Here is a 12540-nt window from a genome sequence, read left to right as displayed (position 1 = left end):
GTGGGCAGGTACGACGGCGCTGTCGGCGACGGGGCCAGAGAAGGGGGCCATGAGGCCATGGCCGGGCGCCAACACTCTGCCTCGTGCGCGGAGTTTATACGACACGTGTTCACACAGTGTTTCCGCTAGACGGCGCCGATATTCCTGACAAGGAGTCATTCGGTCGTATTTCCACGGTGATTCAGTGGAATGCGCGCGTCCGGCGGAACGCCTGCCTGCACTTTCTCGCAGGAGGGGGTCGGCCGAATCCCGATCCCGTGGTGCGGGGCAATATGACATTGGTATATGTCCATTGCCGTTGCTCTCGGGTACTGCCGGTGGAGAGTCCCGCCCACACTATCGGCCAACGCGTCGCGCCCGCAGGCGTTATGGATCAATCGGGTGGGCATCATCGTCCGTGACGCTCGCGGCCGTCGTGGCGGCTGCCCACTCGGGGAGGGACCCTTCGATGGGGGAGAAGGTCGTGACGGACGGGTTCGGCCCGGCCGACCGACAGCGCTACCGCCGAAAGCTGCAGCAGTGTCTCGCGGGACTCGCGAGGCTCCTGGCGGAGAAACGATTCGACCGGCCGCGCAATCTCATGGGCATGGAGATCGAACTCAATCTCGCGGGCGAGGACGGCCTGCCCCGGATGCTCAACGCGCCGGTGCTCGACCGTATCGCGAGCCCCGATTTCCAGACCGAACTCGGATTGTTCAACCTGGAAGTGAACATCGCCCCGCACCGGCTCGGCGGGCATGTTTTCGACCGGCTCGCCGAGGAACTCAGGACCGGGCTCGGATATGCCGACCGCAAGGCCGCCGAACTCGGCGCCGGAGTCGTCATGATCGGAATACTGCCGACCCTCGCCCGGGACGACGCGGTCCTCGACAACCTCTCCGCCGCCGACCGCTACAAGCTGCTCAACGACCAGATCCTGGTGGCCCGCGGGGAGGATTTCACGCTCGACATCCACGGGGTGGAACGGCTGCTCTGCACCTCGTCGTCGATCGTGCCGGAGGCGGCCTGTACCTCGGTGCAGCTGCATCTGCAGGTGACCCCGCCCCGCTTCGCCTCCGTGTGGAACGCGGCGCAGGCCATCGCCGGGGTGCAGATCGCGGTCGGCGCCAACGCGCCCTTCCTCTTCGGCCGGGAGCTGTGGCGGGAGTCCAGGCCGCCGCTCTTCACGCAGGCCACCGACACCAGGACCCCGGAGCTCCAGGCCCAGGGGGTGCGCCCGCGGACCTGGTTCGGGGAGCGCTGGGTGGACTCGGCGTACGACCTCTTCGAGGAGAACCTGCGCTACTTCCCCGCCCTGCTGCCGCTCTGCGACGACGAGGACCCGCTGCGCGTCCTGGACGAGGGCGGGGTCCCCAAGCTGCACGAGCTGGTCCTCCACAACGGCACCGTCTACCGCTGGAACCGGCCCGTGTACGGCTGGGTCGACGGCGTCCCGCACCTCAGGGTGGAGAACCGGGTGCTGCCGGCCGGGCCGACCGTCACCGACGTCGTCGCCAACGCCGTCTTCTACTACGGGCTCGTCCGGGCGCTCGCCGACGACACCCGCCCGGTCTGGAAGCGGATGGCGTTCCAGGACGCCGAGTACAACTTCGACACCGCGTGCCGCCACGGCATCGAGGCCGAGCTGCGCTGGCCGCGCTCCGGCCGCTCGGGCGGCATCGCGACCGTACCGGCGGTGCGGCTGGTCCTCGACGAGCTGCTGCCGCTGGCCGCGGCCGGGCTCGACGCCTGGCACGTGGAGCCGCGGGACCGCGACTTCTACCTGGGCGTGATCGAGGAGCGCTGCCGGCGGCGGGTCAACGGGGCCTCGTGGCAGGCGGACACCTTCCACCGGGCGCTGGACTCCGGTCTGGACCGGGCGGCGGCGCTCGCGGCGACCACCCGCCGCTACCGCGAGCTGATGCTGACCGGCGAGCCCGTGCACAGCTGGCCGGTGGGGGTGAAGGCCGCCTCGTAGGTAGGGTTCCCGTACCCGGGTCGCTGTGGGGAATGGGAGACAGGTGTGGTGTCGGAGCAACGAGTGGTGGACGCTTCCCTGCCTCCGGACGGCCTGCCGCGCCGGGTCCTGCGCGACGAGACGCTGATCGTCCTCGCGCTGTCGCTCGGCGCGAGCGGGGTCTCCGCCCTCATCAGCTTCATCGGCTCGCTGACCAAGCCGGGCGCGCTCAAGGAGCAGGCGGCCACGCTCAACGGCTCGTACGCGCCGGGGCGGCCCTGGCTCGACCTCGCCTGGCAGCTGTTCGGCATCGCCACCGCGCTCGTCCCGGTCGTCCTCGTCGCGCATCTGCTGCTGCGCGAGGGCGCCGGGACACGCGGGCTGCGGGCGATCGGCTTCGACCGCACCCGGCCGTGGCCGGACCTGGGGCGCGGGGCGCTGGTCGCGTCCGGCATCGGCAGCGCGGGCCTGGCCTTCTACCTGGGGGCGCGGGCGGCCGGGTTCAACCTCACGGTGGTGCCCGAATCACTGCCGGACGTGTGGTGGAAGTACCCCGTCCTGGTGCTGTCGGCGATCCAGAACTCCGTACTGGAGGAGGTCGTCGTCGTCGGTTATCTGCTGCGCCGGCTCGACCAGTTGGGCTGGTCGCCGAAGGCCTCGATGGCGGCGAGCGCGGTGCTGCGCGGCTCGTACCACCTCTACCAGGGCATCGGCGGCTTCATCGGCAACATGGTGATGGGCGTGGTGTTCGTGTGGCTCTACCGGCGCTGGGGGCGGGTGGGGCCGCTGGTGGTGGCGCACGCGCTGCTCGACATCGTGGCCTTCGTGGGCTACGGGCTGCTCGCCGGCAAGGTGGGGTGGCTGCCCACGCCGTGAGGTGACCGCCCACCCGTGAGACGGGTGGTGACGACGAGGGGCGTACGGCATCGGCCGTACGCCCCTCGTCGTGTCCCGGCTCAGCCGTGCAGTTCGCCGTCGATGACGGTGACCGCGTGGCCGTTGAGGAGGGTGCGGTCGCCGCGCAGCCGGGTGCGGACGACGCCGGTGCGCGCCCCGCCCTGGAAGCCGGTCAGCTCGTCGCGGCCGAAGCGGGCGGACCAGTAGGGAGCGAGGGCGGTGTGGGCGCTGCCCGTCACCGGGTCCTCGTCGATCCCGACGGCGGGGAAGAACCCGCGCGAGACGAACTGGTAGGCGCCTTCCGGCCGGTCCGCGATCGCGGTGGCGATGATCCCGCGCTCGGACAGGGCGGTGAGGGCGGCGAAGTCCGGGGCGAGGGCGCGCACGGTCGCCTCGTCGCGCAGCTCGACGACCAGGTCGCCGATGTGGGCGGCGGTGTCGTGGACGGCGACGGGCTCGGCGCCGAGCGCCTTCGCCAGGCCCTCGGGGGCGTCCACCCGGGTCAGCGAGGAGGTCGGGAAGTCCAGCGTCAGGGTGCCGTCGGGCTCGGCGGTGGCGCTGAGGATCCCGCAGCGGGCCGCGAAGCGGACCGTGCCGGTCGCGGTGCCCGTGGTGTGCAGGACATGGGCGGTGGCCAGGGTGGCGTGGCCGCACATGTCGACCTCGGTGGTCGGGGTGAACCAGCGCAGCGCCCAGTCCGCCTCGCCGCCCGGCGGCAGCGGGTGGGCGAAGGCGGTCTCCGAGAGGTTGACCTCGGCGGCCACCTTCTGGAGCCAGGCGTCGTCCGGGAAGGAGTCGAGGAGCAGGACCCCGGCGGGGTTGCCGGAGAAGGGCCGGTCAGTGAAGGCGTCGACGATTCGAATCCGCATGAGCCGGACCGTACCGGAGGGGCGAAAGCGCGGGCCAAGGCCAATCGCGGAGGACTGGACCGGTCGGGGGCGTGGGGGGTCGTCCGTCGGCGGGCGGGTGCCGACGGCCGGGCAGGCAGATCTTCGTTCGTGTGTTGCTCACCGAACAGTTCCGATATATCGTTGAGGCATCGCGACAGTTCAACGATGGAAATCCCGATGGAAGGAGCGTTGCGATGCGTACCTACGGAAACGAGCACGGGCGCGGAAACTGCGGACCCGGACCTCGTGGTGAATTCGAAGGGCGCCGTGCCGCCTTCGGTCCCTTCGGGCCGGGTTTCGGCGGTGGCGGCCCCTGGGGCGGCGGTGGCTTCGGCGGGCGGGGGCGTGGCGGGGGCCGCGGTCGGGCGCGGCGTGGTGATGTGCGCGCCTCGATCCTGGCGCTGCTGAAGGACCGCCCGATGCACGGCTACGAGATGATCCAGGAGATCGGCGAGCGCAGCGGCGGGGCCTGGAAGCCCAGCCCCGGTTCGGTCTACCCGACCCTGCAGATGCTGGAGGACGAGGGCCTGATCGCCAGCGCGAGCGAGGGCGGCAAGAAGCTGTTCACGCTCACCGACGCCGGACGCGCGGAGGCCGAGACGGGGCCCGAGGCTCCGTGGGAGGAGGCCGGGCGCGGTGTCGACTGGGAGGCCGTGAACGAGATCCGGCAGGCCGGCTTCGGTCTGATGGAGGCGTTCGGTCAGGTCTGGAAGACCGGCACCCCCGATCAGCGGCAGAAGGCCGTCGAGGTGATCAACGAGGCCCGCAAGAAGCTGTATCTGATCCTGGCCGACGAGCGCTGACCCGGGCGGCAGGAGCGAGGGGCCCCGCGGCGATATGCCGCGGGGCCCCTCGTCGTGCGGAACGCGCCGGTCAGGCGACCAGGCCGGCCAGCTTGCGCAGGGACTCGGTCAGCGCCGCCGTGGCCGAGTCCTTGAGCTTGCCCGCCATCAGGGAGACGGCCGCACCCGTGAACTCCCCGTCGATCCGCACGGTGGTGGCCCCGCCGTCGGCGGTGAGGGCGTAGCGGGTGCCGACGGTCACGCCCATCGGCCCCTTGCCGCGGATCGCGAACACCCGGCCCGTCTCCAGCTCCTCCACCGTCCAGGTCACCTCGGCCGGGAAGCCCATGAGCTTCATGTTCTCGGCGAAGGTCGCGCCCGCCTCCAGGATGGCCGGGCCGCCGTTGGGGAAGTTGGTGTGGGTGGCGTTCCACTCCCCGTACGAAGCGAAGTCGGTGAGCTGTGCCCACACCTTCTCGGCCGGAGCCTCGATCCGTGCCTCCGCGCTGACTTCGGCCATGCGACCACCCCTTCACGCGTACCAGTCGGCTTTCGGTGTCGCGGAACGTAGCCTCAGCGGCGTCAACATTCAATACTGATGAACCGTCAGTTCTGCGGTCTCGCCGCCGATCCACCAGATCTGCGCCGAGTCGAACCGGTCGGAGGCGCGCGGACCGCCGCTCTCGTCGTGGCAGTGGAACGCGGCCCAGAAGAGGTCGGCCGGCAGCGCCGCCCGCGGTGCGTACACGCGGTAGACGTACTGCCGCCCGTCCAGCGCGAGGAGGGCCACCATCCAGAACATGCCTGGAGGACGACGCGGGAGGGTCCCGTGGTTGCGTCCGGGCGTAAGGCAAGGCGGCGCGCGCCCCCGAGGGAGAAGTCACGCGATCTCATCCGTAAGGAGGAGGAACCGATCGCCCGTGCCCAACTCCGGTGGGATGCACACATGCTTCTCGCCGGGGATGCCCCGGCTTGTCGGGACTGATGAGGTGGGAAGGTGCGATTTCCCGTCCCTCCCGACCGAGGCCCCGACCGAGCCCCCGGCCGGCCCGGCGCGTCCGGCGTCCCCGGTGTGCCCGGGCTGTCCGGCGCGTCCGGCGTCTCCCGTGTGCCCGGGGTGCGCGGGCCCGTCCCCGCCCCCGGCCCCTCGCTGCCCCGGCTGCCCGCCGTCCGCCGCGCCGAACTGGCGGACGCGCTGACCGTCGAGCTGGTGACCGTGGTGACGGGGGCCCGGCGGCGTGCCCTGCGGGACGGGGACCGGCAGGTCGACACCGCCCATCTGCTGCACTCCCTCGTCGAGGGCGACCCGGAGACCGCCGCCGCCTTCGAGAGCCCCCACCAGCGGGCCCGGGTGCTCGGCTACCTCGTCCAGCGCTCCATCGGGTACGGGCTGCGCTGGCAGCGTTCCGTCGAGGACACCGGGTCGGACCTGCCCGTCCTCCGGGGCGTCGAGGGGGCCGCCGCGGGCTGGTCCCCGGCCGCGGCCGCCGCCCTCGCCGGAGCCTTCGAGCGGGCCGGACTGCGCGGCGGCGGCCGGGTCCGTGGACTCGACCTGCTCGCCGCACTGGCCGCCGATCCCGGCACCCGGGCCGCCGAGGTGCTGCGCCGGGCGGGGGTCGACCGGCACGATCTGGCCGCCCGTACGGGGGAGCTGTCTCAACAGGTGTAACGGGGGTTACGCACCTGACGGCGTCCTGTCATGATGGCCCGATGCACGCGTCTCAGGAGAAAAGCGCAGGCCTGGGACTCGCCCTGGTCTCCGCCTTCGCTTTCGGTGGTTCAGGAGTGGCGGCCAAGCCGCTCATCGAGGCGGGACTCGACCCGCTCCACGTGGTGTGGCTCCGGGTGGCCGGTGCCGCCCTCGTCATGCTGCCGGTGGCCTGGCGCCACCGCGACCTGGTCCGCCGCAAGCCCGTCCTGATCGCCGGCTTCGGACTGCTCGGCGTCGCGGGCGTCCAGGGCTTCTACTTCGCCTCCATCTCCCGCATCCCCGTCGGGGTGGCGCTGCTCATCGAGTACCTCGCCCCGGCGCTCGTCCTCGGCTGGGTCCGCTTCGTCCAGCGGCGGCCGGTCACCCGGCGGGCGGCCCTCGGCGTCGTCCTCGCCGTCGGCGGGCTCGCCTGCGTCGTCCAGGTCTGGTCCGGGCTCAGCTTCGACCTCCTGGGCCTCGTCCTCGCGCTGGCCGCGGCCTGCTGCCAGGTCGGCTACTTCGTTCTCGCCGACCAGGGCGGCGACGAGGCCGACCCGGTCCACCCGCTCGGCGTCATCGCGTACGCCCTCCTCGTCGGCGCCCTCGTCCTCACCGTCCTCGCCCGCCCGTGGGAGATGGACTGGGCGGTCCTCGGCGGAACCGCGGACCTGGACGGGACCGGAGCCCCGGCCTGGCTGCTGCTCGGCTGGATCGTGCTGATCGCCACCGTTCTCGCCTACGCCACCGGCGTCGTCTCGGTGCGCCGGCTCTCCCCGCAGGTGGCCGGGGTCGTGGCCTGCCTGGAGGCCGTGATCGCGACCGTCCTCGCCTGGGTGCTGCTCGGCGAGCACCTCGCGGCGCCGCAGATCATCGGCGGCGCGGTCGTCCTGGTCGGCGCCTTCATCGCCCAGTCCGCCACGCCCAAGGCGGCGGCCTCCGGGGTGGTGGCGGGCTCGGCCGAGGGCGCTGCCGCCGCGGTGGCCACGGCCGGCGCCGCGACGCCCGGCGACGGCGAGGCCGTCGCCGACGGCCGGGAGCTGTCGGCCGAGCGGTCCGCGCCTTAAGGTGCCGATCATGCGTAAGACCGTGCTTCCGCCTCCCGCCGCCTAGCGCGGGCGGCCTCTTCTCCCTGACGAAGACCGGGCTCGGGCGGGCCGACACAGGCCCCCGAGCAGGTCGTCGACGCCTGCCCGCGGCCCACGACGACCCTTCACCACCCCGTCTTCTCGCGGAGCGCACACGTGTCGAACACCCCGTCCTCCGGCCTGTCCACCGGCCGGAGCCTCACCTATCTGATCGTCGCGGGAATCGCCTGGGGCACCGCGGGCGCCGCCGCCGCGCTGCTCTTCCGGGCCAGCGACCTGGGCCCCCTCGCCCTCTCGTTCTGGCGCTGCGTCGGCGGGCTCGCCCTGCTGCTCGGGGCGCTCGCCCTGCGGCGCCGGCCGCGACCCGCCACCGTCGAACCGCGCGGGCGGCGGCTCCTGCGGATCCTCGGCACCGGCATCGGGCTCACCCTCTTCCAGAGCGCCTACTTCGCCGCCGTCGACCTCACCGGACTCGCCGTCGGCACCGTCGTCACGCTCGGCGCCGGCCCCGTCCTCATCACGCTCGGCGCCCGGCTCCTCATGGGCGAGCGGATCGGCGCCGGGGGTGCCGCGGCCGTCATCGGGGCGCTCGCCGGACTCGCCGTCCTCGTCCTCGGCGGCGGAGGTGCGGAGATCCGGCCGCTCGGCGTCCTGCTCGCCGTCGTCTCCGCCGCGGGATACGCGGCGATCACCCTGCTGACCCGGTGGCTCGGCCGGGACGGCGGCGGCGCGGACGCGCTGTCGACCACCACCTGGGCCTTCGCCGTCGGCGCCGTCGGACTGCTGCCCCTGGCCGCGGCCGAGGGGCTCGTGCCGCACACCGGCGCCCCCGCCCAGGTGCTCCTGCTGCTGGTGTACGTCGCCGCCGTGCCGACCGCGCTCGCTTACGCCCTGTACTTCGCCGGAGCGGCCGTGGTCCGCGCCGCGACGGTCTCCGTGATCATGCTCCTGGAGCCGGTGAGCGCGGCGCTCATCGCCGTCACCCTCCTCGGCGAAAGGCTCACCGCCGCGACCGTCGCGGGCACCCTGCTCCTGCTCACCGCCGTGACCGGGCTCGCCCTCACCGAGGCCCGCTCGGCCGCGGCGGCCCGGCGCGGGGTGGGGCAGGCGGTGGAGGCGGTGGAGGCGGTGCCGGTACGGGGCTGAGGGCGCCGGTTGCCCCGGTACGTACGGGGCTGAGGACGCCGGTCGTCCCTACGTGCGTACGGGGCTGAGGACGCCGGTCGCTCCGGGGGTACGTGTACGGGGCCGGGCGCCCCGGCGGCTCACGCCTCCGGGGCGCGGCGGCGCACCTGGTGGGCGCGGGCGGCCGCGTCGCCCGGGCCGGCGCGCTCGGCGAGCCGCTCCGCCACCCGGTCCTGGACCTCCTGGGGCTTGTTGCCCGCGTACTTGAACTTCGCCCGCACCTCGGTCACGTCCAGGCACAGGACCCGGATGCCCGGCAGCATCCGTCCGAACGGGGCCTCTCCGGGGCACACCGGCGCGGTGCCGCCCTCCGGCTGGAAGTGGGCCACCTGACGGTTGAGCAGCTCCGCCTTCTCGGCCGGGTCGTCGACGATCCGGGCGGTACAACGGAGCTGGACGGCCGCGTAGTACGAGGTCGGGGTGCCGTGCTCCGAGGGGGTGCCCTCGGGAGCGGTCCAGTGGCCCGGCACGAAGACGTGGTCGTCGACGACGCTCAGGAGCACGGCGGGGTTCCGCTCCAGGTCGCGCCAGAGCGGGTTGGGGCGGGCCAGATGGGTGAGAACCCGGCCGTGCGGGCCGGGCTCCGGCTCGTACCGGAAGTGCGTCGGCTGCACCCACGGCGGTTCGCCCGGTGCGCCGTTCACCGCGAGCTGGCCGAAATCGTGCGAGGACAGCCAGGTGCGCCACTCGGCGTCGTTCCGCGGGGAGTCCCAGGGATGGATCAGCACGGGGCGCTCCTCACAGGGCCGAGAGGTAGTCCGGCAGGGCGATGGCCGGGTCGAGGTCCACGGCCGGGACGGGGGTGCCGTACCCGCGCTGTACGGGGACGACGCCCGCCCAGTGGGGGAGTGCGAGGTCCTCGGGGTCGTCGTTGGGGCCGCCGGTGCGGACCTTCGCGGAGACCTCGTCGAGGTCGAGGCGCAGGACGGCGGTCGCGGCGAGCTCCTTGGCGTTGCCGGGGCGGGAGTCGGCGGCGCGGCCGGGGACGACCTGGTCGACGAGGGCGTCCAGGGCGGCGCGCAGCTCCTCCGGGTCGGTGACCTGGTGCGCGGTGCCGTGCACGACGACGGAGCGGTAGTTCATCGAGTGGTGGAACGCGGACTTGGCGAGCACCAGGCCGTCCACGTGGGTCACGGTGAGGCAGACCGGCAGGCCGGGGGCGGACTCGCCGCGCCCGGCCGTGCGCAGCGGGCGGGAGCCGGTCGAGCCGTGCACGTACAGGCGCTCGCCTATCCGGCCGTACAGGGTCGGCAGGACGACGGGGGCGCCGTCGCGGACGAAGCCGAGGTGGCAGACGTAGGCCTCGTCGAGGATCGAGTGCACCAGCGCGCGGTCGTAGGAGGCGCGCTGCGCGGAGCGTGTGGGGACGGTGCGGTCGGTGGGGGTGTAGGTGTCCGTCTCCTGCATTGCGCTCTCCATTGCATTAGTGCATAGTTGGGTTTGTGCTAGGAGAGTATCGGATCGAAGGCCGTCGCGCATCGGAGATCGCCGCCAGCGTCGAGCGGGGTGTGGGCGAAGGGGCCCTCGCGCCCGGACAACTGCTGCCTCCCATGCGGGAGTTGGCGGCTTCCCTGGGGGTGAATCCCAATACCGTCGCCGCCGCGTACCGGACGCTGCGCGAGCGCGGGGTGATCGAGACCGACGGGCGACGGGGCAGTCGGGTGCGGTCCGCGCCCGCGACGACCGCCCGCGGCTCGATCCGGGTCGAGGCCCCCGAGGGGGTGCGGGACGTGAGCGAGGGCAGCCCGGACCCGGCGCTGCTGCCCCGTCTCGACGAGGCCTTCGCCGCGGTCGCCCGGGGCTACGCCGAGCGGCCGCCGATGTACGGGGAGGCCCCGGTCGACGCCGGGTTCGCGCGGCTCGCGCGGGCCGCCTTCGACGCGGACGGGGTGCCCGCCGGGCCCGTCGGCGTGGCTTCCGGCTCCCTCGACGCGATCGAGCGGGTGCTCGCCGCGCACCTCCGGCCGGGCGACGCCGTCGCCGTGGAGGACCCCGGCTGGGGCAGCCTCCTCGACCTCGTACCGGCGCTCGGGCTGCGGCCCGTACCGGTCGCCGTGGACGACGAGGGGCCGCTGCCCGACGCCGTGGCCCGGGCGCTGCGCGGCGGCGCGCGGGCGGTCATCGTCACCGACCGGGCGCAGAACCCGACGGGCGGCTGCGTCAGCGAGGAGCGGGCCGCCGCACTGCGCGCCGTCCTCGCCGCCCACCCGGACGTGCTGCTGATCGAGGACGACCACGGGCACGGCATCGTCGCGGAGCCGCCGTCCCCGCTCGCCACCGGCGCCGGGCGCTGGGCCTTCGTCCGGTCGGTCGCCAAGGCCTACGGGCCGGACCTGCGGATCGCCGCGTTCACCGGGGACCCGGAGACCGTCGACCGGGTGCTCGGGCGGCAGCGGCTCGGCCCCGGCTGGGTCAGCAGGCTGCTCCAGCGCACGGTCGCGCACCTGTGGACCACGGGGGCCGTGGACCCCGTGGCCGTCTCGGCGGCGTACGGGGAGCGGCGCGACGGCCTCGTCCGCGCGCTCACCCGGCGCGGGATCGAGGCGCACGGGCGCGGCGGCATGAACGTCTGGGTGCCGGTCGCCGACGAGACCTGGGCCGTCTCCCGCATGCTCGCCGCGGGCTGGGCGGTCGCCCCCGGCGCCCGCTTCCGCATGGACACGGGCCCGGCCATCCGGCTGACCGTCTCCCGGCTCACCTCGGCCGACATCGAACCCCTCGCCGACGCCGTCGCGTACGCGGCGGGACCGGCGCCGGCCCGGAGTTACGGGTGAGCGGTGGGCGGTGGGGCCGGGGCCAGGGGCTGCGGTGACCGTGGCTCAGCCGGGGGCGGTCGGTGGCCGGGGATGACGGCCGGCCGGCCGGCGGCCGGACCGTGCCGGGAGCAGAGCTTCGGCCGACCGTCAGCCGCGGGCGACGGTGGCCCGGGCCTGGGGAGCCTCGGTCGGGGGAGCCGTGGCCGAGGGGGTTTCGGCCGGGGGCGCTGCGGCCCGGCCGCCCACAGCCCGGGCGCCGGCGACCACAGAAGTCGTGGCCGGGCCCGGGGTGCCCGCGGCCGTCGGACTCGTGGCCGGGCCCGAGGCTCGGGCGGCGCGGCGGCGGGGGCCCCGGGTCTGGGTGAGGGCCGCGCCCGCGAGGACTATCACCGCGCCCACCGGGGTGTTCCAGGTGAGGTGCTCGCCGAGCACGGCGACGCCGGCGGCCGTCGCGATGACCGGGATGAAGTACGTGACCATGGACGCCGTCGTCGGGCCGACCTCCGCCACCACGCCGTACTGGAGCAGCATCGCGCACCCCGTGCCCAGGGCGCCCAGCGCGATCACCGAGAGCAGCGGCAGGAGCTCGACGTGGGTCGGCAGGCTGGTGAACAGCGGGGTGACCACCGCGAGCTGGAGGGTGGCGAGGCCCACCTGGGAGCCCGCGAGGGCGAGGTTCGAGGCGCCGGTGCCGGACAGGGTGCGGCGGACGTAGATCCAGCCCACCGCGTAGCTGAACGAGGCCAGCAGGGCCAGCGCCGTGCCCGTGACGTCCAGGCCCGAGAAGCCCTGCCAGGCGCCGAGGACCGTCAGGACGCCGACGAAGCCTATGCCCAGGCCCGCCGCGCGGACGCGGGTCGGCCGGTCCTCGGAGAGCGCGACGAGCGACAGGAGCATGCCCCACAGCGGGGTCGTCGCGTTGCAGATGCCCGCGAGGGTCGACGGGATGGTCAGCTCGGCGTACGAGAAGAGCGAGAACGGCAGGGCGTTCAGGAGGAACGCCGCCACCGTGAGATGGCCCCACGTGCGGGCGCCGCGCGGCAGCCGGTCCCGCTTCACGACGAAGGCGACGGCCAGCACCGCCGTACCGAACAAGAGGCGGCCGAAGGTCACCTGGAAGGGGGCGAAGCCCTCCGTGCCGACCTTGATGAAGAGGAAGCTGAAACCCCAGATCAGGGCCAGCACGCCGAAACGGACGCGCCAGTCGAGGGAGGTCCGGGGGCGGGACGGGGACGGGAGGGCGGGGCTGCTCATGCCGTTCAGGGTGACCGACCCCATCTCTTAGTACAAGCGAGAATTCCTGGAGTCGTCGTCTTAGT

Annotated in this window: 13 protein-coding genes; 7 read left to right on the top strand and 6 right to left on the bottom strand. The window is 73.7% G+C overall.

Annotated elements, in window-relative coordinates:
* The first annotated feature begins 448 nt into the window (after nucleotides 1–448).
* The gene (locus ACZ3ZE_RS14845; protein WP_361178116.1) at nucleotides 449–1957 is read left to right on the top strand and encodes a glutamate-cysteine ligase family protein; all 1509 of its coding nucleotides are present in this window, start codon (nucleotides 449–451) and stop codon (nucleotides 1955–1957) included.
* Between the two features lie 63 nt (nucleotides 1958–2020).
* On the top strand, nucleotides 2021–2812 hold the full coding sequence (locus ACZ3ZE_RS14840; RefSeq protein WP_361178156.1) for a CPBP family intramembrane glutamic endopeptidase: 792 nt from the start codon (nucleotides 2021–2023) through the stop codon (nucleotides 2810–2812).
* An 80-nt stretch (nucleotides 2813–2892) separates the two neighbouring features.
* On the opposite strand, the gene ACZ3ZE_RS14835 is transcribed toward ACZ3ZE_RS14840, so the two are convergent.
* Entirely contained in the window at nucleotides 2893–3702 is an 810-nt protein-coding gene (locus tag ACZ3ZE_RS14835) for a PhzF family phenazine biosynthesis protein (protein WP_361178114.1), read from the bottom strand.
* Nucleotides 3703–3917: 215 nt separating this feature from the next.
* On the opposite strand from ACZ3ZE_RS14835, the gene ACZ3ZE_RS14830 reads away from it, so the two are divergent.
* A complete protein-coding gene (locus ACZ3ZE_RS14830; protein ID WP_361178112.1) occupies nucleotides 3918–4526 on the top strand; it encodes a PadR family transcriptional regulator in 609 nt (202 codons plus the stop codon).
* Nucleotides 4527–4596: 70 nt separating this feature from the next.
* On the opposite strand, the gene ACZ3ZE_RS14825 is transcribed toward ACZ3ZE_RS14830, so the two are convergent.
* The gene (locus ACZ3ZE_RS14825) at nucleotides 4597–5025 is read right to left on the bottom strand and encodes a type II toxin-antitoxin system Rv0910 family toxin (RefSeq protein ID WP_467259266.1); all 429 of its coding nucleotides are present in this window, start codon (nucleotides 5023–5025) and stop codon (nucleotides 4597–4599) included.
* A gap of 69 nt (nucleotides 5026–5094) precedes the next feature.
* Nucleotides 5095–5307: a hypothetical protein gene (locus ACZ3ZE_RS14820; protein WP_132918861.1), complete on the bottom strand. Its 213-nt coding sequence runs from the start codon at nucleotides 5305–5307 to the stop codon at nucleotides 5095–5097.
* Between the two features lie 315 nt (nucleotides 5308–5622).
* Between ACZ3ZE_RS14820 and ACZ3ZE_RS14815 the strand changes: the two genes are divergently transcribed.
* The 3 genes from ACZ3ZE_RS14815 (at nucleotide 5623) to ACZ3ZE_RS14805 (ending at nucleotide 8426) form a co-directional block, all read left to right on the top strand.
* Complete coding sequence (locus ACZ3ZE_RS14815; RefSeq protein WP_442305946.1) at nucleotides 5623–6174, top strand: Clp protease N-terminal domain-containing protein; 552 nt, start codon at nucleotides 5623–5625, stop codon at nucleotides 6172–6174.
* A gap of 41 nt (nucleotides 6175–6215) precedes the next feature.
* A complete protein-coding gene (locus ACZ3ZE_RS14810; RefSeq protein WP_467259264.1) occupies nucleotides 6216–7259 on the top strand; it encodes an EamA family transporter in 1044 nt (347 codons plus the stop codon).
* A gap of 177 nt (nucleotides 7260–7436) precedes the next feature.
* Complete coding sequence (locus ACZ3ZE_RS14805; protein WP_467259261.1) at nucleotides 7437–8426, top strand: DMT family transporter; 990 nt, start codon at nucleotides 7437–7439, stop codon at nucleotides 8424–8426.
* Between the two features lie 119 nt (nucleotides 8427–8545).
* Here the strand turns inward: ACZ3ZE_RS14805 and ACZ3ZE_RS14800 are convergent, their stop codons facing one another.
* Complete coding sequence (locus ACZ3ZE_RS14800) at nucleotides 8546–9193, bottom strand: FMN-binding negative transcriptional regulator (protein ID WP_361178104.1); 648 nt, start codon at nucleotides 9191–9193, stop codon at nucleotides 8546–8548.
* Nucleotides 9194–9203: 10 nt separating this feature from the next.
* The gene (locus tag ACZ3ZE_RS14795; protein WP_442305943.1) at nucleotides 9204–9872 is read right to left on the bottom strand and encodes a pyridoxamine 5'-phosphate oxidase family protein; all 669 of its coding nucleotides are present in this window, start codon (nucleotides 9870–9872) and stop codon (nucleotides 9204–9206) included.
* A gap of 35 nt (nucleotides 9873–9907) precedes the next feature.
* On the opposite strand from ACZ3ZE_RS14795, the gene ACZ3ZE_RS14790 reads away from it, so the two are divergent.
* Entirely contained in the window at nucleotides 9908–11239 is a 1332-nt protein-coding gene (locus ACZ3ZE_RS14790) for an aminotransferase class I/II-fold pyridoxal phosphate-dependent enzyme (protein ID WP_361626755.1), read from the top strand.
* A 129-nt stretch (nucleotides 11240–11368) separates the two neighbouring features.
* On the opposite strand, the gene ACZ3ZE_RS14785 is transcribed toward ACZ3ZE_RS14790, so the two are convergent.
* On the bottom strand, nucleotides 11369–12499 hold the full coding sequence (locus tag ACZ3ZE_RS14785; RefSeq protein ID WP_467259258.1) for a DMT family transporter: 1131 nt from the start codon (nucleotides 12497–12499) through the stop codon (nucleotides 11369–11371).
* Nucleotides 12500–12540 lie beyond the last annotated feature (41 nt).

The organism is Streptomyces sp. NPDC023157 (genome assembly GCF_055560575.1).
This window is presented reverse-complemented; position numbering and strand designations above follow the sequence as displayed.

What these genes read in the sequence shown, in the direction of transcription:
- ACZ3ZE_RS14845 (WP_361178116.1), top strand. Translation starts at nt 449, where the DNA reads ATGGGGGAGAAGGTCGTGACGGACGGGTTCGGCCCGGCCGACCGACAG.
- ACZ3ZE_RS14835 (WP_361178114.1), bottom strand. Translation starts at nt 3,702, where the DNA reads ATGCGGATTCGAATCGTCGACGCCTTCACTGACCGGCCCTTCTCCGGC.
- ACZ3ZE_RS14830 (WP_361178112.1), top strand. Translation starts at nt 3,918, where the DNA reads ATGCGTACCTACGGAAACGAGCACGGGCGCGGAAACTGCGGACCCGGA.
- ACZ3ZE_RS14825 (WP_467259266.1), bottom strand. Translation starts at nt 5,025, where the DNA reads ATGGCCGAAGTCAGCGCGGAGGCACGGATCGAGGCTCCGGCCGAGAAG.
- ACZ3ZE_RS14820 (WP_132918861.1), bottom strand. Translation starts at nt 5,307, where the DNA reads ATGTTCTGGATGGTGGCCCTCCTCGCGCTGGACGGGCGGCAGTACGTC.
- ACZ3ZE_RS14810 (WP_467259264.1), top strand. Translation starts at nt 6,216, where the DNA reads ATGCACGCGTCTCAGGAGAAAAGCGCAGGCCTGGGACTCGCCCTGGTC.
- ACZ3ZE_RS14795 (WP_442305943.1), bottom strand. Translation starts at nt 9,872, where the DNA reads ATGCAGGAGACGGACACCTACACCCCCACCGACCGCACCGTCCCCACA.
- ACZ3ZE_RS14785 (WP_467259258.1), bottom strand. Translation starts at nt 12,499, where the DNA reads ATGGGGTCGGTCACCCTGAACGGCATGAGCAGCCCCGCCCTCCCGTCC.